Raw genomic sequence first — 21974 nt, forward strand, 5'->3', positions numbered from 1 at the left:
GGTCTTTTCATTCCAGACGGGCTCTGTATACATTCTGCCCCATGATCAACCGCGCAGATATCCATTTTGCCGACACCGCCCTTTGCGGTGCGTCGCTGCGTGGCCTACTGATCCTAATCCGCCTCTGAGCGTGCCATCCGGCGCGCCCGCTCAGAGGAGGACGCCCGCGCGCCATTGGCTTTAGGACAGACAAGAAAGAGATTCCCATGACCAACGTAACTGACCAAGACCGCGTCTTGATCTTTGACACCACTTTGCGTGACGGCGAGCAGAGCCCCGGCGCAACTATGACCCATGCCGAAAAGCTTGAGATTGCCGAGCTGCTGGATGATATGGGCGTCGACATCATCGAGGCCGGGTTCCCCATTGCCTCAGAGGGTGATTTCAAGGCCGTATCCGAAATCGCCGAGCGGTCGAAAAACAGCCGCATCTGCGGGTTGGCCCGTGCCAACTTTGCCGATATCGACCGCTGTTGGGAGGCGGTGAAACACGCCGGCAAAAACCGGATTCACACCTTTATCGGCACCTCACCGCTGCACCGCGCCATTCCGAACCTGTCCATGGACGAAATGGCCGACAAGATCCACGAAACGGTCAGCCACGCGCGCAACCTGTGCGAAAACGTACAATGGTCGCCGATGGATGCGACCCGGACCGAATGGGATTACCTGTGCCGTGTGATCGAGATCGCGATCAAGGCCGGTGCCACCACGATCAACATCCCCGACACCGTAGGTTATACCGCGCCGGTGGAATCGGCGGACCTGATCAAACGCCTGATTGAAACGGTTCCAGGCGGGGATGAGGTGGTGTTTGCCACCCATTGCCATAACGACCTGGGCATGGCGACCGCGAACTCACTGGCCGCTGTGGCCGGTGGGGCGCGTCAGATCGAATGTACCATCAATGGGCTGGGTGAGCGCGCAGGCAACACCGCGCTGGAAGAGGTCGTGATGGCCCTGCGCACCCGCAATGACATCATGCCCTGGAACACCGGGATCGACACCACAAAGATCATGCATATCTCGCGCCGGGTGGCGACGGTGTCGGGCTTTAACGTGCAGTTCAACAAAGCCATCGTCGGCAAAAATGCCTTTGCCCATGAAAGCGGCATCCATCAGGACGGCATGCTGAAGAACCGCGAAAACTTTGAGATTATGCGCCCCGAGGATATCGGCCTGTCCGGCACGTCTTTGCCATTGGGAAAACACTCGGGCCGGGCCGCGTTACGCGATAAGCTGGAGACGCTGGGCTATGAGCTTGGGGACAACCAGCTCAGGGATATCTTCGTTCGGTTCAAGGATCTGGCCGATCGCAAGAAAGAGGTGTTCGACGACGACCTCATCGCCTTAATGACACTGGATGAAGAGGATGACCGCCTGCAATTGGTGTCGATGAAGGTCACCTGCGGCACCGGGGGTCAGGCGGAATCGACGGTAGAGCTGGAGGTCGACGGCAAAGACATCATCGCAACCGCCCATGGCGACGGGCCGGTTGACGCCACCTTCAAGGCAATCCGCGCGATCTATCCCAACAAGGCGCATTTGCAGCTGTATCAGGTGCACGCGGTGACCGAAGGCACTGACGCTCAGGCCACCGTGTCAGTTCGGCTGGAAGAGGACGGCATGATCGCAACCGGCCAGTCGGCAAATACCGACACGGTCGTATCCTCTGCCAAGGCCTATATCCACGCCTTGAATCGGCTGATCGTGCGTCGCGAAAAGACGGGCCCCGGCGCGGACACGCGCGAGATCAGTTACAAAGACCTGACCTGAGCGGCTTTTGACAGAGGGGCTCCCGCTCCCGCGGCAGCCCGGCTTCGCCGAACACCCTTGCGGCATTGGGCCCGGCAGCGCGCCGCCGGCGTGCTGCCAGGCCCAACTCGTTTGGCTGCATCTTTGATGCGGACAAATGAGGCGGGAGGATTTGTTTCGTTAGGAGGTCGCCTTCAAAGATCGGCAAACAAGCCGGACAAGCGCGATGCCTCATCTTCAAGGCCATAAGGCGCGTTGATAGCGAACATACCTGAGCCCACAATGCGATGGCCCTCTCGCACTGGATCAAACCGAACCTCATGACACAGGGTTCTCGGCAGGTCCTGGGACTTCAGCTTTGAGATCATCGCGCTGTGTCGGTCGTCTGTCAAAATCGGGTACCACAATGCGATGACGCCCACGTTCCATTTTCGATGCAGTTTGGCAATGATACCAGGCAGTCGGTCATACTCGGATTTCACCTCATAGCTCGGGTCGATAAGCATCAATCCACGGCGTGGAGTTGGCGGCAGCAAGGATTGTGCCAGGTCGTAGCCGTCCTGACGGTAGGCCTTGGCTTCGTAAATCGACAGTGCCATGGCCAAGGCCGTGTGTTCCTGAGGGTGCAGTTCGGCAAAGTGCAGACTGTCCTGATCGCGCAACAGACTGGTGGCAATCAGAGGTGACCCCGGATAGGCCTGCGCCCCGTGCCGGTCTTGCACGGCGCTGATTGCCCGCTCCAGCGGGTGGTCTGCTTCAAACCACTTCGCACGCTGAACGCGCTGGATGCCCGCAGCGGCTTCGCCAGTGCGCACTGCCTCGGCCGCATCCATCTGATACAGCCCCCGCCCTGCATGGGTTTCGAGATAAGTCAGCGGCTTGTCTTTGCGGGTCAAATAATCCAGCACCCATGCCAACAATGCGTGCTTTTGCACATCAGCCAGATTCCCGGCGTGGTAAATGTGTTGATATGAGAGCATGTTGCCTTCTAAAGTCCCTTTCAATAAGGCGGAAAGGTGCTGATTTACGCGGAATCAGCCCTTTTACCGGGCGAGATGGCACCCTATAAGACATCCGTCCCGGAACCGTCGAGTCGCGGGCAGTAGAAATTCTGACGAACGGGATCAGTAAAAACATGGGAATCTTTGGCAATCTGGGCGGCCTGTTCACAGCGGACATGGCCATCGACCTCGGAACTGCGAACACGCTGGTATATGTCAAAGGGCGCGGCGTTATCCTGTCTGAACCCTCGGTGGTGGCGTATCACGTCAAGGACGGCGTGAAAAAAGTGCTGGCCGTCGGCGAAGACGCCAAGCTGATGCTGGGCCGGACACCAGGATCTATCGAAGCCATTCGCCCCATGCGCGAAGGCGTGATTGCGGACTTCGACACTGCCGAGGAAATGATCAAGCACTTCATCCGCAAGGTGCATAAACGATCCACCTTCTCGAAACCCAAAATCATCGTCTGCGTCCCCCACGGCGCAACACCAGTTGAAAAGCGCGCCATTCGTCAGTCGGTTCTGTCCGCTGGTGCCCGGCGCGCTGGCTTGATTGCCGAACCGATTGCTGCGGCGATCGGGGCCGGTATGCCGATCACTGATCCCACCGGGAACATGGTTGTCGATATCGGCGGCGGCACCACCGAGGTCGCCGTACTGTCGCTGGGCGACATTGTCTATGCCCGCTCGGTCCGTGTGGGTGGAGACCGGATGGATGAGGCCATCATCTCATACCTGCGGCGTCAGCAGAACCTTCTGGTCGGTGAATCCACTGCCGAGCGCATCAAGACCACCATCGGTACGGCTCGCATGCCCGATGACGGGCGCGGCCAGTCGATGCATATCCGGGGCCGTGACTTACTGAACGGCGTGCCCAAGGAAATCGAAATCAGCCAGGCCCAGGTGGCCGAGGCGCTCTCTGAGCCCGTCCAACAGATTTGCGAGGCGGTTATGACTGCCCTAGAAACCACGCCGCCCGATCTGGCGGCCGACATTGTCGACCGCGGCGTGATGCTGACAGGTGGCGGCGCGCTGCTGGGCGATCTGGACCTCGCCTTGCGAGAACAGACAGGTTTGGCCGTGTCGATTGCCGATGAAAGCCTGAATTGTGTGGCTTTGGGCACCGGCAAGGCCCTGGAATATGAAAAACAGCTGCGCCACGCGATTGACTACGAAAGCTAAGGCGCGCACCCTTCAGGGGTGAACACTCGGGCGCGAGCAGCACGGGAAGGAGTCCTGTGGCAAAGGACCGATCACAGCGCGACGAATACACGACCCCCTTACGCCGCTTGCTGTTGGGGATAGTCGTCCTGTGCCTGCTGGCGATCTTTCTGGTGTGGCGCATCGATAGCCCGCGTGTCGAGCGGTTCCGCGCACAGGTGGTGGACCGGGTTGTTCCTTCGATGGAATGGGCCATGGTTCCGGTTACGGCCATCGTCAATCTGGTCCGGGACTTCCAAAGCTATCAGCGCCTGAGCGAACAAAACCAGGAATTGCGCAGCGAACTGCGCCTGATGCGGGCCTGGAAAGAGGCAGCATTGCAGTTAGAGCAGGAAAACGCCCGGCTGCTGGATCTGAACAACGTGCGGCTGGATCCGCGCCTTACCTATATCACCGGCGTTGTCATGGCCGACAGCGGCTCTCCGTTCCGGCAGTCGGTCTTGCTGAATGTGGGTGAACGCGACGGCATCATGGATGGATGGGCCTCGATGGACGGGATTGGAGTGGTGGGCCGGATTTCCGGTGTCGGACCTGATACAGCCCGGGTGATCCTGCTGACCGATGCTTCGAGTGCAATTCCGGCGACCATCCAGCCCTCGGGGCAGACCGCCCTGATCACGGGCGACAACACCCCGGCGCCGGCGGTGGAGTTTCTGGAAAACCGCGAGCTGGTGCGCCCCGGCGACCGCGTTGTGACATCGGGTGACGGGGGTGTATTCCCGGGTGGCTTGCTGATCGGTCAAATCACAGCTGACCCCGGTGGCCGCCTGCGGGTGCGATTGTCGGCGGATTTTGAACGGCTCGAATTTTTGCGGGTGCTGCGGTATCAGCCAGCCCCCAACATTCAGGATTTGGGCGATATCGTTGGTCCCAGACAGCCCGAAGCGGCCCTGACCCCGGCAGAGGTTGGCGATGGATAGGTCAACCTCTCAGCTTTGGACCAAACGTGGTCTGTACCTGTTTCTGGCCGCTGTAATCATGTTTTTGCATTTGCTGCCGCTGAACACGCAGCCGGATCGCTGGCCGTTTCCGGATATCTTGATCGCGCTGACCTTTGCCTGGGTTTTGCGCCGCCCTGAATATGTGCCCACCTTGCTGGTGGCCGTTGTTATGTTGATGGCGGATCTGCTGCTGCAACGCCCGCCCGGCCTGCTGGCGGCGCTGGTGGTGCTTGGTGCCGCCTATTTGCGCTCGGCCGCGCCAGGTATGCGCGATTCCGGATTTGCCGGAGAATGGTCAACCGTCGCCGTGGCAATCACAGGAGTTTTTGCCCTGAACCGCGTCATTCTTGCTATTCTGTCTGTGCAACAGGCAGCTTTGGGACCGGTGGTGATACAAGTGGTTCTGACAATTGCGGTCTACCCGCTGATCGTTCTGCTCAGCCAGAACGGATTTGGCGTGCGGCGCGCGTCGCCCACGGAAAGCGGCACGTTGGGGGCTCGGTCATGAAGCAGCGCACACCCAAATCACAGGGCCTTGCCTATAAACGCCTGCCGCGCCGGGCGTTGATATTGGGCGGCCTGCAAACTGTCTTTATTGGCGGTCTGGCTGCGCGCATGCGTTTTATGCAGGTGGATCAAGCCGACGAATATCGACTTCTGGCCGAAGAAAACCGCATCAACATCCGCCTGATTCCGCCGACGCGCGGTCGAATCTATGATCGAAACGGCCAAATCATCGGCCAGAACTCTCCGTCCTACCGCATTGTCGTGGTGCGCGAGGATGCCGGTGACGTCGACAAGGTGATCGCCAAACTGTCTGATCTGATCCCGCTGACCGAGGATGAGATCGAACGCGCCAAGACTGAAATGCGCCGCTCGGCCCCCTTCCTGCCAGTGACGCTGGCCGACCAGGTCACGTGGGAGGATATCTCAAAAGTTGCCGTCAACGCGCCAGCCCTGCCCGGTGTCACACCCGAAGTGGGCATGACCCGCGAATACCCCCGGTACGAGGATTTCGCCCATGTTGTGGGTTATGTTGGTCCGGTCAGCGATTATGACCTGAGCCAGATCGAAGACCCCGAGCCCGTCCTGCGCATTCCCCGGTTCCAGATCGGCAAGGTCGGGCTAGAGGCCAAACAGGAAACCAGCCTGCGCGGTAAAGCCGGGGCCAAACGGGTCGAAGTAAACGCCACAGGCCGTGTCATGCGCGAGCTTGACCGGCAGGAAGGTGAAACCGGGGCTGATCTGCAACTGTCGGTCGATGCGGACCTGCAGCAATACGCGCAGGCCCGTCTGGCTGGTGAAAGCGCCGCTGCGGTGGTGATCGATTGCGAAACCGGCGATATCCGCGCCATAAGTTCCGCCCCCAGCTTTGATCCGAACCTCTTTGTGCGCGGCATTTCCGTTGCCGATTACCGAGCGCTGACACAGGACAACTATCGCCCGCTGGCCAATAAGACGGTGCAGGGCACCTATCCGCCCGGTTCGACCTTCAAGATGATCACCGCAATGGCCGCGCTTGAGGCCGGTGTCATCGGCCCCGGAAACACCGTTTACTGCCCCGGTCACCTGAAAGTTGGCAGTCGCAGGTTCCATTGCTGGAAACGTGGCGGGCATGGCACCGTGGATCTGGGGCTGTCGCTGAAACGCAGCTGCGATGTGTATTATTACGACGTCGCCCTGCGCACGGGCATCGACAGAATTTCCGATATGTGTCGCATTTTTGGGCTGGGGGTAAAACACGATATCCCAATGTCCGCTGTGGCCGCCGGACTGGCCCCCAATCAAGCGTGGAAGGAACGGGTCCACGGCGAGGAATGGCTGGTGGGTGATACGGCCAACGCCTCGATCGGTCAGGGCTTTATGCTGGCATCGCCCTTGCAGCTGGCAGTTATGACGGCACGGATTGCAACCGGACGTGCGGTTTCTCCGCGTTTGGTGCGCTCGGTGAACGGGGTCGAACAACCCTCAGGCGCGGGCGAACCGCTGGCGGTCAACCGGACCAATCTGGAATATGTGCGCAAGGCGATGTTCTCGGTCTCGAACGACCGGCGCGGCACAGCCTATCGCAGCCGCATCATCGCGGATGACTTCCGCATGGCTGGCAAAACCGGCACCAGCCAGGTCCGCAACATCACCAAGGCCGAACGCGCCGCTGGTGTGATCCGCAACAAAGACCTGCCCTGGGAACGCCGCGACCACGCGCTGTTCGTCAGCTTTGCGCCCTATGACAATCCCAAATACGCCGTGGCCGTTGTGGTCGAGCATGGCGGCGGCGGATCCAAGGCGGCCGCGCCGGTGGCGCGCGACATCATGTTACAGGCGCTTTACAACGGCACCCCACCGCTTGAGGCCTATCCGGTTGCTGATCGCGAGCGCATCAAGGAACAACAAAAAAGGCTTGAAGGCGATCGTCGCCCCAAAGCGCGTCCCTCGGAAAAGGACCGCGCATGAGCTATCTTGAATATGCCGTCAAATCGACGCCGTCCGGGTTTCGCAAGTTCTTCTATATGAATTGGCCCCTGACACTGTTGCTGATCAGCACGGCCAGTGCCGGTTTCCTGATGCTGTACTCGGTGGCAGGTGGGTCTTGGACTCCGTGGGCCGAACCTCAGATGGAGCGGTTTGGGCTGGGCCTGACGGTCATGTTCATCGTGGCGCTGGTGCCGATCTGGTTTTGGCGCAACATGTCGGTTGTAGCCTATCTGGGCTCAATCGCGCTGCTGATATTCGTCGAGCTTTTTGGCACTGTCGGGATGGGCGCGCAGCGGTGGATCGACTTGGGATTCATGCGATTGCAGCCGTCCGAGGTGATGAAAGTGACGCTGGTGATGCTGCTGGCGGCCTATTACGACTGGCTGCCGTCGCACAAAACATCCCGCCCCCTGTGGGTGATCCTGCCGGTTGCTTTGATCCTGATCCCGACCTTCATGGTTCTGAAGCAGCCCGACCTGGGCACATCCATCCTTTTGCTGGCCGCGGGCGGTGGGCTGATGTTTCTGGCCGGTGTCCACTGGTCCTATTTCGCCGCCGTGATCGCAGCCGGGTTCGGGTTGGTGGCCACCGTGTTCAACAGCCGCGGGACCGACTGGCAGCTACTCAAAGAGTACCAGTTTCGCCGGATCGACACGTTTCTCGACCCGTCGACCGACCCGCTTGGGGCAGGCTATCACATCACCCAATCCAAGATCGCGCTGGGGTCTGGCGGGTGGAACGGGCGCGGGTTCATGCAGGGCACACAGTCCCGTCTGAACTTCCTGCCTGAAAAGCACACTGATTTCATCTTTACGACGCTGGCCGAAGAGTTCGGTTTTGTTGGTGGTATTACCCTGCTGACGCTGTATGGCCTGATCCTGATCTTCTGTCTGGTCACGGCGCTGTCGACGAAAGACAGGTTTTCCTCGTTGGTAACTCTGGGGATTGCGCTGAACTTCTTTCTGTTCTTTGCCGTCAACATGTCGATGGTCATGGGGCTGGCCCCGGTTGTGGGTGTGCCGCTGCCAATGGTCAGCTATGGCGGCTCGGCCATGTTGGTCCTGATGGCCGCGTTCGGTATTGTCCAAAGCGCCCATATTCACCGTCCCCGCTAAGTTGAAAGGCCCCGCATGCCCGTGAACATCCTGTTTTCAGCGCGCCCTGAACTGTGGCCTGTGTATCAGCCTTTGTTGACCAAAGGACTGTCCGAGGCCGGGTTGGACTTTAACCTTGCCACTGAACTCGCCCCCGATCAGGTCGATTACGCCGCTTACGCCCCCAACGGAGGGCTGCTGGATTTCACCCCTTACTCACGCCTCAAGGCAGTGCTCAGCCTCTGGGCCGGAGTTGAAACCATCGCAGGCAACGCCACCCTGACTGCTCCTCTGGCGCGGATGGTTGATCATGGGCTGACACAGGGCATGACGGAATGGGTTGTCGGCCATGTACTGCGCTATCACCTTGGGATGGATCGCCACATCACAGCACAGGACGGGGTCTGGATCCCCGACGCGCCGCCACTGGCGACCGAGCGTCGCGTCTGCGTGCTGGGATTGGGCGCTTTGGGTGAGGCCGCCGCGCAAGCGCTGGCAGCACTGGGTTTCAATGTGACGGGTTGGAGCCGTTCGGCCAAAGATATCCCCGGCATCACCTGCCTGCACGGCGATGACGGGCTGCGACATGCCTTGTCGCGGGCCGAGATTGTCGTATTGCTGCTGCCGGACACGCCCGCGACCGAAAACACGTTAAACACGGACACGCTGGCCTTGCTGCCCAAAGGCGCGTGTATCATCAACCCCGGTCGCGGGCCGTTGATCGACGACGAAGCCCTGCTGGCAGCACTGAACACAGGCCATATTGGTCACGCTACGCTGGACGTGTTCCGGGTAGAGCCGCTTCCGGCAGACCATCCCTATTGGGCCCATCCTAATGTGACCGTGACCCCACATATCGCCTCGGAAACCCGGCCCACCACGGCGGCGCAGGTGATCTGCGAGAACATTCGCCGAGGTGAGGCGGGCGAACCCTTCCTGCACCTCGTCGACCGCAATCTAGGGTATTGATTGGTCAGGCTGTGACCAGGCCACGCCCTTTCAGCAACGCCTCAACCCCCGGCAGACGCCCACGGAATGCCAGATACAGGTCTTCAGCCTCGCGCGAGCCGCCGGTTGACAGAATGTTGACCTCTAGCGCCTTGGCGCGTTCGGGATCAAAGGCACCACCCGCCTCTTCAAAGGCGGCGAAAGCGTCGGCGTCCATGACCTCGGACCACATGTAACTGTAATAGCCCGAGCTATAGCCATCACCCGCAAAGACATGCGCGAAATGTGGCGTGGCGTGGCGCATGCCGATGGCTTGCGGCATTCCGATTGCATCCAGCACTTCGGCTTGTTTTGCCATCGGGTCGCCCGGGGCTGCACCGTCGTGAAAGGCCAGATCGACCAGCGCCGAGGCGACATATTCCACCGTTTGAAACCCCTGATCAAAATTGGCGGCTTGCAAAACCTTTTGCAGCATTTCTTGTGGCATGGGCGCGCCGGTTTCAGCGTGGGTGGCAAACTCGGCCAGCACCTCGGGCACTTCCAACCAGTGTTCGTACAGCTGGCTGGGCAGTTCCACGAAATCACGCGCCACAGACGTGCCCGAGATGCTTTCATAGGTCACATCGGACAGCATCTGATGCAGGGCGTGGCCAAATTCGTGAAACAGGGTCCGGGCGTCGTCATAAGACAACAGCGCCGGATCACCCTTGGCGAAATTGCAGACATTGATGACAACCGGCGCCTGTTCTTTGGGGAACTTCGCCTGCGACCGCATCGCACTGCACCATGCGCCTGACCGTTTGGAACCGCGCGCGAAATAGTCGCCAATGAACACCGCGATATGCTGATCATTGCGCGTCACCTCCCACGCCCGGCAATCGGGGTGGTACAGCGGCACATCCAGCGGCTTGAATTCCAGCCCAAACAGGCGATTGGCGCAGGCAAAGGACGCCTCGATCATCCGATCCAATTGCAGATACGGCTTCAATTTGGCCTCATCCAAATCATGCTCAGCCTTGCGGTGTTTCTCGGCATAGTAGCGCCAGTCCCATGCCTCAAGCGGGCCATTCACGCCGTCTTCTTGCATCATCTGCGTCAGGATCGCCGCATCAGCGTCGGCGCGGGTTTTGGCGGGCTCCCAGACCTGCATCAGCAGGTCACGGACGCGATCTGGTGTCCGGGCCATCTCGGTTTCCAGCTTGAAATCGGCAAAGCTGTCATAACCCAGCAGTTTGGCGCGTTCCTCACGCAGGCTCAGGGTTTCAACGGCAATCTCGCGGTTGTCCGTATCCCCGCCATTTGCGCCGCGCGCGGTCCAGGCGCGATATGCCTTTTCCCGCAGATCACGGCGGGGCGAGAATTGCAGGAACGGTACGATCAGCGATCGCGACAGTGTCACAACCGGGCCGTCTGCGCCCTTTTCTTCGCCAGCTGCGCGCGCAGTGTCGATGACAAAATCCGGCAGACCTTGCAGATCATCTTCGGTCAGGGTCATGAACCAGTCCCGTTCATCCGCCAGCAAGTTCTGTGTAAAAGACGTACCCAACAAGGCCAGCCGGGCCTTGATCTCTTGCATCCGGGCATCCACATCCCCGGTCAAAGCAGCACCTGCCCGTACGAACCCGCGATGCGTCAGCATCAACACACGAGCCTGTTCGTCGCTTAGACCCAGTTGATCTTTCCGCGCCCACAGCTCAGCCACCCGCTGAAACAGCGCCTTGTTCGACGAAATGCCCGAGAAATGCGCGGCCAGCTTGGGCGAGAAATCACGCTGCAGCTGTTCGCGCACCGGGTTGCTGTCCGCGCCCGCAACCGTGAAGAACACTGATAAGACCTTGTCCATCTGCTCACCCGCGGCCTCGAGCGCCTCGATTGTGTTGGCAAAGGTGGGAATGTCCTGGTTTTCCGCAATCGCATCGATCTGGGAGTTGTGGGCCTGCATCGCCTGTTCCAGCGCGGGCGGGAAATCCTTATCCGCAATGTCCGCAAAGGGAGCGATTTCAAACGGCGTGGTCCAGTCGGACAGGATCGGGTTGGTCATTGAAGTCTCCTTTGACCACAACCTAAGAACGGTTGCGGTGATGATCCAGAGCCGCAGCGGCGTTTACTGCCCGCCACAGACCAGACAGTCGGCGCGGCGCGACAGGGTGATCTTGCGGCTTTCGCCATAAAGCGCATCGTAAATCAGCATCTCACCGCGCAGCGCCTGCCCCGCGCCGGTGATCACCTTTATCGCCTCAACCGCCATCATCGACCCGACTACGCCGGGCAATGGGCCAATTACGCCCGCCTCGGAACAGGATGGGGCCAGGCCGGGGGCCGGGGCCTCGGGGAAGATACACTGATAACAGGGCGCGTTATTGCCCGGGTCAAACACGCTTAACTGCCCTTCCCATTGTGACAATGCGCCCGAGATCAGCGGCTTGCCCAGCGCGACAGCCGTGCGATTGACCAGATAGCGCGTGTCGAAATTGTCGGTGCCATCCAGGATCAGATCAAAATCGGCAAACAGATCCGCGGCGATCTCATCGGTCAGGCGACGGTAATAGGGCAGCACCGTCACATTGGGGTTCTGCGCCAGCATCGCCTGTTGGGCCGAAAACACTTTGGGCATGCCGATATCCGCGTCGCGGTGGATCACCTGTCGCTGCAGATTGGCATTCTCGACCTCATCATCATCAATGACACCGATGGTGCCTACTCCGGCGGCGGCCAGATATTGCAGGGCCGGCGCGCCCAGACCACCCGCGCCGATAATCAGCACACGGGCCTGTTTCATCTTTTTCTGCCCCGGCCCGCCCAGTTCGCGCAGCACGATGTGCCGGGCATAGCGCTCAAGCTCGGTTTCCGAGAATCGGTCGGTTGGCATTGCGGGCTCCTGGGTTGAGGCTGGTGCCGCGCGATTTCGCAGCGCTTTCAAGCCCTTTCCGTAAACCAGAACCAACGCGACCGAGCCAGCCAATATCAACCACAGCGCTGCAGACCCGCCGGTCGCCTCGCGCAAAGGATGTCCATCGGGCAGAACCAATTGCGCGGTGATAACGCCCAGCAGCAACACCGCGACCGAAGTCATGCGCGCCGTTCGCGTCACCCCGGCCACATAACCGATACCCCACAGCAGCGCGGCCAGGATCAGAACCAGCAACATCAGCCGCGCCCGGTCGAGCCGAACCCACCCGCGCCGCGATCCGTGTCGGTCAGGACGTCAACCGGCTCGAAGCTGGCCTGAACAACGGGAGCCACGACCAGTTGGGCAATGCGTTCGCCATGGGTGATCTCAAAACTGTCTTGCCCGGCGTTCAATAGGATCACGCCCAGCGGACCACGGTAATCGCTGTCGATTGTGCCCGGTGTATTGGGCAAGGTGATCCCGTGTTTCAAGGCAAGTCCCGAGCGCGGCCGCACCTGAACCTCAAACCCTTGCGGGATTTCAATCCGCAAACCGGTGGGCACCAGCGCGCGCTGACCGGGGGGCAGCGTGATCGGCGCGCCACCCGGCAGATTTGCCCGGACATCTGCGCCTGCGGCCCCTGCGGTTTCATAAGAGGGTAGCGGGATCAACGGGTCAGCGCCGTCCTCTCGGATCACACGGATTGCAACCATTATTGTCCCTCTTGTCTAGCCTGTCAGCGCGTCGGCGATCTTTTGCGCCAGCCGCTCGGCCACCGCATCCTTGCCCATACGCGGCCATTCCTCGGCACCCGAATCCGAGATCACGGTCACCGCGTTTTCGGACCCGCCCATGATGCCCGTCGCCGGGCTGACATCATTTGCCACGATCCAGTCACAGCCCTTGCGCGCGCGTTTGGCAGTGGCGTGTTCGATCACGTTTTCTGTCTCGGCGGCAAAGCCCACCACCAACGTAGGGCGATCCGCACCCATATGGGCAATCCGTTTCAGGATGTCCGGGTTTTCCGCAAATTCCAGCACCGGCAAGCTATCGCGGCTTTTCTTCAGCTTCTTGTCCGACGCGCTTGCCATGCGCCAGTCGGCTACTGCCGCTGCAAAGACGCCGGCATCAACTGGCAGAGCAGCCTCGACCGCGTCAGACATTTGTTGCGCGGTTTCGACGCGCTGCACCTGCACCCCTTCGGGGGCGGGAACATCGGCGGGGCCGGTCACAAAGACAACCTCGGCCCCCAGCGCCGCCAGCGCCCGGGCCACGGCCGTGCCCTGCGCCCCGGATGAACGGTTGGCGATATAGCGCACAGGATCAATCGGCTCGTGCGTTGGGCCCGAGGTCACAAGAACCCGTTTTCCCGAAAGGGGGCCGCTGCCCATCTGCGCTTCGATTGCCGCCACGATCTCAAGCGGTTCGGACATGCGGCCGGGGCCGTATTCGCCACAGGCCATGTCGCCCTCATTGGGACCTACAAAACGGACCCCGTCCGCCTGAAGCTGTTGCAGATTACGCTGGGTTGCTGGGTGATCCCACATGCGTACATTCATCGCAGGCGCACACAGAACCGGTGTATCAGTGGCCATCAGCAAGGTTGAGGCCAGATCATTCGCCAAGCCCCCGGCCATCTTGCCCATCAAATCAGCCGTTGCCGGGGCCACAACAATCATATCGGCCGAGCGTGACAACTGAATATGACCCATCTCGGCTTCGTCCGTCAGATCGAACAGATCGCGATAGACCTTTTCGCCTGCAAGCGCTGATACGGATAGCGGGGTTGCAAATTCCTCGGCTGCACGAGTCAGAACCGGTGTCACAGCGGCGCCGCGCTCCTTGAGTCGCCGGATCAGGTCCAGCGACTTGTAGGCCGCGATCCCTGCGCCGATGATCAGCAGAATGCGTTTCGATGCCAGCATGTTGTGCCCTTCTCGTCCCGGTCGGCCCCGACATTAGGCAAGGAGGCCCGGCAGTTCCAGCGCTTAATTCTGCGTTTCAAAAGCCAGGCAGGGGTCTTCACGCTCGACAGAGGGGCTATCGATAATGGCATCAAACTCACCATAGACGATGCCATCTTCGGATTGACCCAGCACAAACACTTTCAGACCGGGCCGCAGGCGGGACAGAAAAGTCGGGATACCACGGTCTTTGCGGGCATGGCCATTGCCTGTGATCACCGCCACCGGTCCACCGGTCTCGTCATAGGCGCGCAAAACGGCCCGGGTCAGCACCGCATCGCGCAGGCGCTGAATAGCGACCAGTTGCGGCAAGGCGCTTTCGGGCATGGCATTGCAATGCGAGGCCAGCTGATCTGCCTCGCGTGCGGATTGCTCAGCCGCGGGCAACGGAACGGTCAGGCCATATCGGGCGGCATCGGCCCCCAGCGCAGTTGCAGCACCCCGCTCCATCGCAGCGCGAGCGGCTGTGCGGGGGACCATCGCGCCATAAACCGGCGCATCGGTGGCCTGAAACACCGGGTAATACATGCTCAGCGGTGGCCAGCCCATTTCCGCCCATTTCAGAATTTTGGCCAGCTCTTCGGGGTCGGACGCGGCTTTTTGCGCCAGTCGCTGCGCGCCTTCCTCGGTCACCATTTCCCACACCACGGCGGACGGAGAGACAATCGTCAACGCGTCTTTCTGCACAAGATGGTGTTGAGGATTGTCGTGGATTTCCCCAAGGATCACGACATCAGCAGATTTCATGGCTTCTGCCACATCATCAGGGATCAAATCATCGGCCTGGCCAGGTTTGCCCATAACCACAAGAGCGCAAAGCAGAATCGCAAAGTGTTTCATGCGATGAAGTGTTGCACCTCACGCGATTGCGCTTCAAGGTTCTTGCGCATTTTGCCGAAGGCTGCCGCCTCAAGCTGTCGCACCCTTTCCTTGGACAGACCCAGCTCTTGCCCAAGGCTTTCCAATGTCCGCGCCGGTTCGCGCAGCTTGCGCTCGCGCACAATAAACCGCTCGCGGTCGTTCAGCGCTTGCATGGCCGTTACCAGCCAGTCGCGCAGTTGTTCGGTGTCATGGCTGTTTTCCACCCTCTCGGCAGCCTGTTCGCGGTCATCTTCCAGCGCATCGATCCACTCACGCCCGTCTTCGTCGGCCGACTGCACTGCATTCAGCGAGAAATCCGAGCCGGACAGGCGACCTTCCATCATTTCCACATCCCGCAGAGGTACACCAATCTCAGCAGCAATCATCTGGTGCAACTGGTGACGGTCCAGATCCATACCATCGGACGCGGCCTCGCGTTCCAGCCGCGCCTGAACCCGACGCATGTTGAAGAAGAGGGATTTTTGCGAAGAGGTCGAGCCGGTCCGCACCATCGACCAGTTGCGCATGACATAGTCCTGAATGCTCGCCTTGATCCACCAGACAGCATAGGTTGAAAAGCGCACCCCACGATCAGGATCAAACTTGTCCGCCGCTTTCATCAGTCCCAGACCAGCCTCCTGGATCAGGTCATTCATCGGCGCGCCATAGCGTTTGAACTTGGCTGCCATCGAAATCGCCAGTCGCATATAGGCCGTAATGAGGCGATGCAGCGCCCGCTCGTCCCTGTCGTCACGCCACGCATATGCCAGTTTCAGTTCGGTTTCAGCGTCCAGCAGTTCGGCTTTCATTGCCTGCCGAGACAGTGAGAAATCTTTCGCAGTGTCCAGTGCCATGGAAATCTCCCCTTTTCACAGGCGCGGGTCGGGCTTGCCTTGCCGACTTATGGTCGATACGCAGAACAACACCGGGTGGATCACCAGAAAGGTAAGAACAGTGTATCCGGATTTAACCTTTGTGTTGGGCGGGGCGGCCTCAGGCAAGTCGGCATTTGCCGAGCAGGTCGTTGTTTCAGAAGGAAAAAACAAGATATACGTCGCCACATCACAAGTGTTTGATGATGAGATGGAACAGAAGGTTCAGCGCCACCTTGCCCAACGCGGCGCGGATTGGACAACGATTGAAGCCCCTCTTGATCTTGGGCCCGACCTGGCCCGCCTGACCCCGAACGACATCTGCCTGATCGACTGTGCGACCATGTGGCTGACCAATCATATGTTGGCCGAAAACGATCTGGATCAGGTGCAGAGCGCTTTGTTGCAGGCGCTGCGTAGCTGCCGCGCGCCTATTGTCATCGTCTCTAATGAAGTTGGTCATGGGATCGTTCCGGACAACGCTCTGTCGCGCCGTTTCCGCGAAGCACAAGGCCGGCTGAATATCGCGCTGGCGGCGCAGGCTGATCTGGCCGTTCAAGTCACCGCCGGGTTGCCGCTGGTTCTGAAAGGGCAACTGCCATGACGCGGCTGCATCTTGTTCGTCACGGGCCGACCCATGCCAAAACCATGGTTGGATGGTCCGACCTGCCTGCCGATCTCAGCGATCATGCCGCCATCGCCCGCCTGCACGATCACCTGCCAGCGCAGGCTATCGTCATCTCATCCGATTTGTCCCGTGCTGCAGATACAGCCTCGGCCCTTCAGGGAAGCCGCCTTCGCCTGCCCCATCACACAGATTTGCGGGAAATCCGCTTTGGCACGTGGGAGCTGCGCGGCTTTAAAGAGATCGAGGCAGAAGATCCCGAGTTGGCCTTTGCCTATTGGGACAATCCGGGCGACGTGCGCCCGCCAAACGGCGAAAGCTGGAACCAGGTTCGAACCCGCGTCGATGCTGTGATCGACGATCTGATTGCCGCCCACGCTGGGCATGATCTGATCATTGTGGCCCATTTTGGTGTGATTTTGACACAGGTGCAGCGGGCGCTGAATCTGGACGCGCAAGAGGCGTTCAGCCATCGGATCGACAACCTCTCCGTCACCGATATCACCCATCATGGCGACCGCTGGTCGGTGGGGCGGATCAATCACTGTCCGTGATCACACCTCGCACAAATCACTGATTTACGGACCGTTCCGGCCGCGCCATCCTATGCGCATGACTTATGATTTGTTTATCGGAGACCGCCTGTTTTCCAGCTGGTCCTTGCGCGGTTGGCTGATGCTGGAAAAGTTTGGCCTGCCTTACCGAAGCCACATGATCGGCCTGTATTCCGGCACGATGGCCGACGATATGAAGCCCCTCGCCCCGGCCCGATTGGTTCCGGCCTTGCGACTGCCTGATGGCACCGTGGTTGGGGAAAGCCTTGCCATGGCCGAAACACTGGCCGAGCGGCATCCGGAGGCCGGGCTATGGCCCGGTGACCCCTCCGCCCGCGCCACGGCGCGTTGGCTCTGCGTTGAAATGGCCGCTGGGTTCACCGCGCTGCGGGGGGAATGCGCGATGCAGCTCCAGCACTGCTGGCAGGGGTTTGCGCCCTCGGTCGAGACGCAAGTTGATCTGCACCGGATCGAGCACCTCTGGGCGCATGCGCGCAAGGTTTCCGGCGCGGCGTCCGGACCGCTGTTTGGTGTCTACTCGCTGGCCGATGTGTTCTATACCCCGATCGCAGCTCGGATCATCGGCTACGGTTTGCCCGTGTCGGATGCCAATCGCGATTATTGCTTGGAGTTGCTATCAGATCCATCCGTCCGGCAGTGGCGGGCAATGGGACTGACCGTATCATACGAACCGTTTCCCTATGAAACCGGACTGCCAACAGCCCAATGGCCCGTCGGCGAAACGTCAGGAGCTTTCCCTGCGAAGTCCGGGCCGTCAATCAACGCCGCTTGCCCCTATTCAGGCAAACCGGTCACCGATTTTCTGGATCTGAACGGACAAATCTGGGGGTTCTGCAACCCGTTTTGCCGCGACAAAACCGTCGCAGACCCCGAGGCGTGGCCAAAATTCACCGCTATGCGCGCCTCTGTTAACAATTCCTAAACTGCACCCGTGGCAGCAACGACTTGTTAACCAAAAAGGTCGTTCATGGTTGCTCGCGCTCATACTGTCGCTTTCCAAGGGGTAGAAGCTCGTCCGGTTGAGGTGCAATGCGCCGTCTCACCGGGCCTGCCTGCCTTTTCCATTGTTGGTCTGCCTGACAAAGCCGTGTCCGAGGCCCGCGATCGCATCCGCAGCGCCCTCAGTTCCATGGCCATCGCACTGCCCTCAAAGCGGATCACCATCAACCTGTCGCCCGCGGATCTGCCCAAAGAGGGCAGCCATTTCGACCTGCCCATCGCCGTCGCGCTACTCTCCGCGTTGGAGATCATCCCAGCCGACGCTGCCGAAGGGGCGGTGTCACTGGGTGAGTTGTCACTGGATGGCTCTCTGGTGCCCGTGGTTGGCGCGCTGCCCGCCGCCATGACCGCCGCGACCGAGGATCGCGCGCTGCTCTGTCCCCGTGCTTCCAGCGCCGAGGCCGCCTGGGTCGATGCCACACAGGTGATCGGAGCGGGGTCACTGGGCGATGTGGTGCGCCATTTTTCGGGTCAGTCACCCTTGCCCGCGGCACTGCCGGGTGAGGTGAATCTGGCGCTCAGCACCCGCGACCTGCGTGAGGTGAAAGGGCAGGAACGGGCCAAACGCGCGCTGGAGATTGCCGCAGCAGGACGCCACCACCTGATCATGATCGGCACGCCAGGGTCGGGCAAATCCATGCTGGCCGCGCGCTTGCCGGGTATTTTGCCGCCTCTGGCGCCAGCCGAGGCCTTGGAGACGTCGATGATCCAATCCCTGTGTGGATTGCTGGATGAAGGCGGCATCAGTCGCAGTCGTCCGTTTCGCGAACCGCATCACACGGCGTCAATGGCAGCGATTGTCGGCGGTGGTAAAGGCGCCAAGCCGGGCGAGATTTCGCTGGCCCATAACGGGGTCTTGTTCATGGACGAATTTCCGGAATTCCCGCGCACCGTGCTTGAAACCTTGCGCCAGCCGATTGAAAGCGGTGAGGTCATGGTTGCCCGCGCCAATGCCCATGTGAAATACCCCTGCCGGTTCATGCTGGTGGCTGCAGCCAACCCTTGTAAATGCGGATATCTGACGGATCCCGCCCGGGCCTGCTCGCGCGCGCCAGTATGCGGTGAGGACTATCTGAGTCGCATCTCTGGCCCGTTGATGGACCGGTTCGATTTACGGATCGAGGTGCCCCCTGTTGGGTTCACCGATCTAGACCTGCCACCGTCCGGTGACAGCTCGGCCATGGTTGCCGACCGTGTAGATCAGGCCCGTGCCATTCAGGCCGCACGGTTTCGCGAAACGCCCGCTATTCGACAAAACGCGGATGTCGAAGGGTCAGTGCTAGAGGAAATTGCCGCGCCTGACCCCGAGGGCAAAGAGCTGTTGTTGAAAGCTGCTGAGAAATTTGGCCTGTCGGCACGTGCCTTTCACCGCATTTTACGGGTGGCACGCACTATTGCTGATCTGGAGGGGGCCCCGGATGTACGGCGGCCCCATATCGCCGAAGCGCTGAGCTTTCGCATCAGCGGCAGCGCGGCGTCTTAAATCTTGGCCTCAATCGCCTGCCAGATTTTCTCCGCAATGTTGACGCCATCAAACCGTTCCAGCTCTTGGATGCCGGTTGGCGAGGTGACGTTGATTTCGGTCAGGTAATCCCCGATCACGTCAATCCCGACAAAAACCTGGCCTTTTTCTTTCAGCAATGGCCCGATTGCGGCACATATCTCAAGGTCCCGATCTGACAGACCGATTTTTTCGGGCCGCCCGCCCACATGCATGTTCGACCGCGTCTCTCCTTTTGCAGGAACCCGGTTGATCGCGCCGACCGCCTCTCCGTCGACGAGAATCACGCGTTTGTCGCCGTTACTGACATCGGGCAGAAACTTCTGCACAATCAGCGGCTCGCGCGAAAACCCGACGAACAGCTCGTGTAGAGATGTCAGGTTGCGGTCATTGGCATCCAGCCGAAACACACCGGCACCACCATTGCCGTAAAGCGGCTTTAAAATGATATCGCCGTGCTTTTCCTTGAAAACTTTGATCGTCTGAAGATCGCGCGCAATTGTTGTCGGCGGGGTCAGATCGGGGAAGTCCAGCACCAACAGCTTTTCCGGGTAGTTCCTGACCCAGAACGGATCATTGACCACCAGCACCTGCCCCTTGAGGCGGTCCAGCAAGTGCGTCGATGTGATGTAGTGCATGTCAAACGGCGGGTCCTGACGTAGCCAGACAACGTCAAAATCGGCCAGGTCCACTTCGCGCTCAGGGCCTAATTCCGCAGGGTTTCCAACCACCCGCTGGACCGTCATGTCGTGACCACGGGCTGTTATGCGCCCCTCCTGATAGGCCAGCTGGTCGGGGCTGTAGAAAAACAGAGTGTGCCCGCGCGCCTGCGCCTCTTCGGCCAGACGGAAAGAGCTGTCGGCATTGATATCCACGGCCCCGATCGGGTCCATCTGAAAGGCGATTTTCATGGCGTGTCCCTTAGCTTCACGCCAGATACATGGCCCAGCGAGGCCAAGGGTTCAATGGGGGTCAGACCTGATCAAAGGCGTTCTCGATGATTTGAACAGCGCCAGAGGCGTCGACCAGGGCCGCGTCAAAGCGCACATTCGTCAGCTGACCATTTGGTTCATTTTCCAGAAACTGTCCCGCAGACGCACAAATTCGGTCCATCTGGCGGCGATTGATCCGGGCTGCAGCCTTCTCGAAACTTGTGCTTTTCTTGACCTCTATGAACACAAGCCCCTCATCGTTGCGAGCGATCAGATCAATTTCACCACCCACCCCGCGCCAACGGCGGTGCGCAATAATATACCCGCGCCGTTCGTATTCTGAGGCCACTTGATGCTCCGCAGCCTGCCCGGCGTGGTAAGACACCGAACTGCGAACGGATCGTGGCGTCATGTCATCCCTTTCCCAGCTTCAGTGCCAGTTGGTAAATCGGGCGGCGCGGCAGCTTATACATCTGAGACACCAGATCAGCCGCATCCCGCACCGAATGAGTCTCCAGCGCGTGTGTCAACGCCTCTTCTATGTCAGATTCGTTAACGGTTTCCGAATGTCCCCGGTCCACCAGCAGAACAATTTCACCTTTAACCGTCTGCCCGCGGAGGTCCGCGGCCAGATCTGCCAGTGTCCCGCGCCGAACTTCTTCGAACTTCTTGGTCAACTCACGGCACATCGCAGCCTGGCGGTCATCGCCCAAAACCTGAGACAGGTCAGACAGGCAAGCCGCCACACGCTTGGGGGATTCGTAGAAAACCAGTGTACCGGGGACGTCACGCAACGCCTCGATCCGGGTTCGACGTGCGCCGGATGCGTTTGGCAGAAAGCCGGCAAAAAAGAAGGCATCTGTCGGCAACCCCGCCAACGTCAACGCCATCAGCGCTGCAGACGGGCCCGGCGCGCAGGTCACCATATGGCCCTCTTCTGCTGCCTGCCGCCCCAGATCATAGCCCGGATCGGCAATCAGCGGCATTCCCGCCTCGGAGGCGTAGGCCACCGATTTGCCCTGTTGCAACGCGTCCAGTATTTTACCCCGTGCACCAGCGCCGCTGTGGTCGTGATAGGCCTGAATGCGCCGCCCTTCCAACGGGACACCGTGAATTTCCATCAACCGCCGCAGGCTGCGGGTGTCTTCGGCCGCAATCACATCGGCCGAGGCCAGCACGTCCAATGCCCTGAGTGTGATATCGCGCGCGGCCCCGATCGGAGTGGCAACAAAATACAGGCCGGCGCCCAATCTGACGTTTTGGAAATTCAAAGCTGGACCCTCACAGCGTGACGTTTATTATCGCGGCGCAACGAATGGCAG

At 60.1% G+C, this 21974-nt stretch carries 21 protein-coding genes; 11 read left to right on the forward strand and 10 right to left on the reverse strand.

The annotated features are described in order from the left end of the window. The first annotated feature begins 206 nt into the window (after positions 1-206). Positions 207-1775, forward strand: coding sequence for a 2-isopropylmalate synthase (locus SJY13_RS12040; protein ID WP_377191225.1), 1569 nt, complete (start codon positions 207-209; stop codon positions 1773-1775). Positions 1776-1948: 173 nt separating this feature from the next. Here the strand turns inward: SJY13_RS12040 and SJY13_RS12045 are convergent, their stop codons facing one another. Further along, entirely contained in the window at positions 1949-2734 is a 786-nt protein-coding gene (locus tag SJY13_RS12045) for a 23S rRNA (adenine(2030)-N(6))-methyltransferase RlmJ (protein ID WP_377191226.1), read from the reverse strand. Between the two features lie 155 nt (positions 2735-2889). Between SJY13_RS12045 and SJY13_RS12050 the strand changes: the two genes are divergently transcribed. From SJY13_RS12050 to SJY13_RS12075, 6 genes are read left to right on the forward strand one after another with little or no spacing between them, the layout of a single operon-like run. Beyond that, complete coding sequence (locus SJY13_RS12050) at positions 2890-3936, forward strand: rod shape-determining protein (protein ID WP_039523195.1); 1047 nt, start codon at positions 2890-2892, stop codon at positions 3934-3936. Between the two features lie 56 nt (positions 3937-3992). Next, positions 3993-4895, forward strand: coding sequence for a rod shape-determining protein MreC (gene mreC / locus SJY13_RS12055; RefSeq protein ID WP_377191227.1), 903 nt, complete (start codon positions 3993-3995; stop codon positions 4893-4895). After that, positions 4888-5424: a rod shape-determining protein MreD gene (locus tag SJY13_RS12060; RefSeq protein ID WP_377191228.1), complete on the forward strand. Its 537-nt coding sequence runs from the start codon at positions 4888-4890 to the stop codon at positions 5422-5424. Before mreC ends, SJY13_RS12060 begins: the two co-directional genes overlap by 8 nt. Further along, a complete protein-coding gene (mrdA, locus tag SJY13_RS12065; RefSeq protein ID WP_085822862.1) occupies positions 5421-7370 on the forward strand; it encodes a penicillin-binding protein 2 in 1950 nt (649 codons plus the stop codon). The genes SJY13_RS12060 and mrdA overlap by 4 nt, the downstream gene beginning before the upstream one ends. Further along, on the forward strand, positions 7367-8506 hold the full coding sequence (gene rodA, locus SJY13_RS12070; RefSeq protein WP_377191229.1) for a rod shape-determining protein RodA: 1140 nt from the start codon (positions 7367-7369) through the stop codon (positions 8504-8506). Before mrdA ends, rodA begins: the two co-directional genes overlap by 4 nt. Before the next feature lie 15 nt (positions 8507-8521). Further along, the gene (locus SJY13_RS12075; RefSeq protein WP_377191230.1) at positions 8522-9454 is read left to right on the forward strand and encodes a 2-hydroxyacid dehydrogenase; all 933 of its coding nucleotides are present in this window, start codon (positions 8522-8524) and stop codon (positions 9452-9454) included. Positions 9455-9458: 4 nt separating this feature from the next. Here SJY13_RS12075 and SJY13_RS12080 read toward each other — a convergent pair whose 3' ends face one another. From SJY13_RS12080 to SJY13_RS12105, 6 genes are all read right to left on the reverse strand, one after another. Beyond that, complete coding sequence (locus SJY13_RS12080; RefSeq protein ID WP_377191231.1) at positions 9459-11474, reverse strand: M3 family metallopeptidase; 2016 nt, start codon at positions 11472-11474, stop codon at positions 9459-9461. 63 nt (positions 11475-11537) lie between these two features. Further along, complete coding sequence (locus SJY13_RS12085) at positions 11538-12581, reverse strand: HesA/MoeB/ThiF family protein (RefSeq protein ID WP_377191232.1); 1044 nt, start codon at positions 12579-12581, stop codon at positions 11538-11540. Further along, entirely contained in the window at positions 12581-13036 is a 456-nt protein-coding gene (dut, locus tag SJY13_RS12090) for a dUTP diphosphatase (RefSeq protein ID WP_377191233.1), read from the reverse strand. Before dut ends, SJY13_RS12085 begins: the two co-directional genes overlap by 1 nt. A 15-nt stretch (positions 13037-13051) precedes the next feature. Next, positions 13052-14248, reverse strand: a complete 1197-nt coding sequence (coaBC, locus tag SJY13_RS12095; protein ID WP_377191234.1) for a bifunctional phosphopantothenoylcysteine decarboxylase/phosphopantothenate--cysteine ligase CoaBC — start codon at positions 14246-14248, stop codon at positions 13052-13054. 63 nt (positions 14249-14311) lie between these two features. Then, positions 14312-15127 (reverse strand): ChaN family lipoprotein, encoded by an 816-nt coding sequence (locus SJY13_RS12100; RefSeq protein ID WP_377191235.1) that lies wholly within the window; start codon positions 15125-15127, stop codon positions 14312-14314. Further along, complete coding sequence (locus SJY13_RS12105) at positions 15124-16002, reverse strand: RNA polymerase factor sigma-32 (RefSeq protein ID WP_085822870.1); 879 nt, start codon at positions 16000-16002, stop codon at positions 15124-15126. The genes SJY13_RS12100 and SJY13_RS12105 overlap by 4 nt, the downstream gene beginning before the upstream one ends. Before the next feature lie 49 nt (positions 16003-16051). On the opposite strand from SJY13_RS12105, the gene cobU reads away from it, so the two are divergent. The 4 genes from cobU to SJY13_RS12125 are packed head-to-tail and all read left to right on the forward strand — an operon-like array spanning position 16052 to position 19702. Next, complete coding sequence (gene cobU / locus SJY13_RS12110; RefSeq protein WP_377193627.1) at positions 16052-16624, forward strand: bifunctional adenosylcobinamide kinase/adenosylcobinamide-phosphate guanylyltransferase; 573 nt, start codon at positions 16052-16054, stop codon at positions 16622-16624. After that, the gene (locus SJY13_RS12115; protein WP_377191236.1) at positions 16621-17199 is read left to right on the forward strand and encodes a histidine phosphatase family protein; all 579 of its coding nucleotides are present in this window, start codon (positions 16621-16623) and stop codon (positions 17197-17199) included. Before cobU ends, SJY13_RS12115 begins: the two co-directional genes overlap by 4 nt. Positions 17200-17257: 58 nt before the next feature. Next, on the forward strand, positions 17258-18142 hold the full coding sequence (locus tag SJY13_RS12120; RefSeq protein ID WP_377191237.1) for a glutathione S-transferase N-terminal domain-containing protein: 885 nt from the start codon (positions 17258-17260) through the stop codon (positions 18140-18142). A gap of 45 nt (positions 18143-18187) precedes the next feature. Further along, complete coding sequence (locus tag SJY13_RS12125; protein WP_377191238.1) at positions 18188-19702, forward strand: YifB family Mg chelatase-like AAA ATPase; 1515 nt, start codon at positions 18188-18190, stop codon at positions 19700-19702. Here SJY13_RS12125 and gshB read toward each other — a convergent pair. The 3 genes from gshB to rsmI all read right to left on the reverse strand — a co-directional run bounded on the left by gshB (position 19699) and on the right by rsmI (position 21923). Then, the gene (gshB, locus tag SJY13_RS12130; protein ID WP_085822873.1) at positions 19699-20631 is read right to left on the reverse strand and encodes a glutathione synthase; all 933 of its coding nucleotides are present in this window, start codon (positions 20629-20631) and stop codon (positions 19699-19701) included. The genes SJY13_RS12125 and gshB overlap by 4 nt on opposite strands. A gap of 61 nt (positions 20632-20692) precedes the next feature. Beyond that, entirely contained in the window at positions 20693-21064 is a 372-nt protein-coding gene (locus SJY13_RS12135; protein WP_377191239.1) for a YraN family protein, read from the reverse strand. Between the two features lies 1 nt (position 21065). Further along, positions 21066-21923: a 16S rRNA (cytidine(1402)-2'-O)-methyltransferase gene (rsmI, locus tag SJY13_RS12140; protein ID WP_377191240.1), complete on the reverse strand. Its 858-nt coding sequence runs from the start codon at positions 21921-21923 to the stop codon at positions 21066-21068. Positions 21924-21974 lie beyond the last annotated feature (51 nt).

Origin of the sequence: Ruegeria meonggei (genome assembly GCF_042768335.1) — a bacterium.
GTDB classification, from domain to species: Bacteria; Pseudomonadota; Alphaproteobacteria; order Rhodobacterales; family Rhodobacteraceae; genus Ruegeria; species Ruegeria meonggei.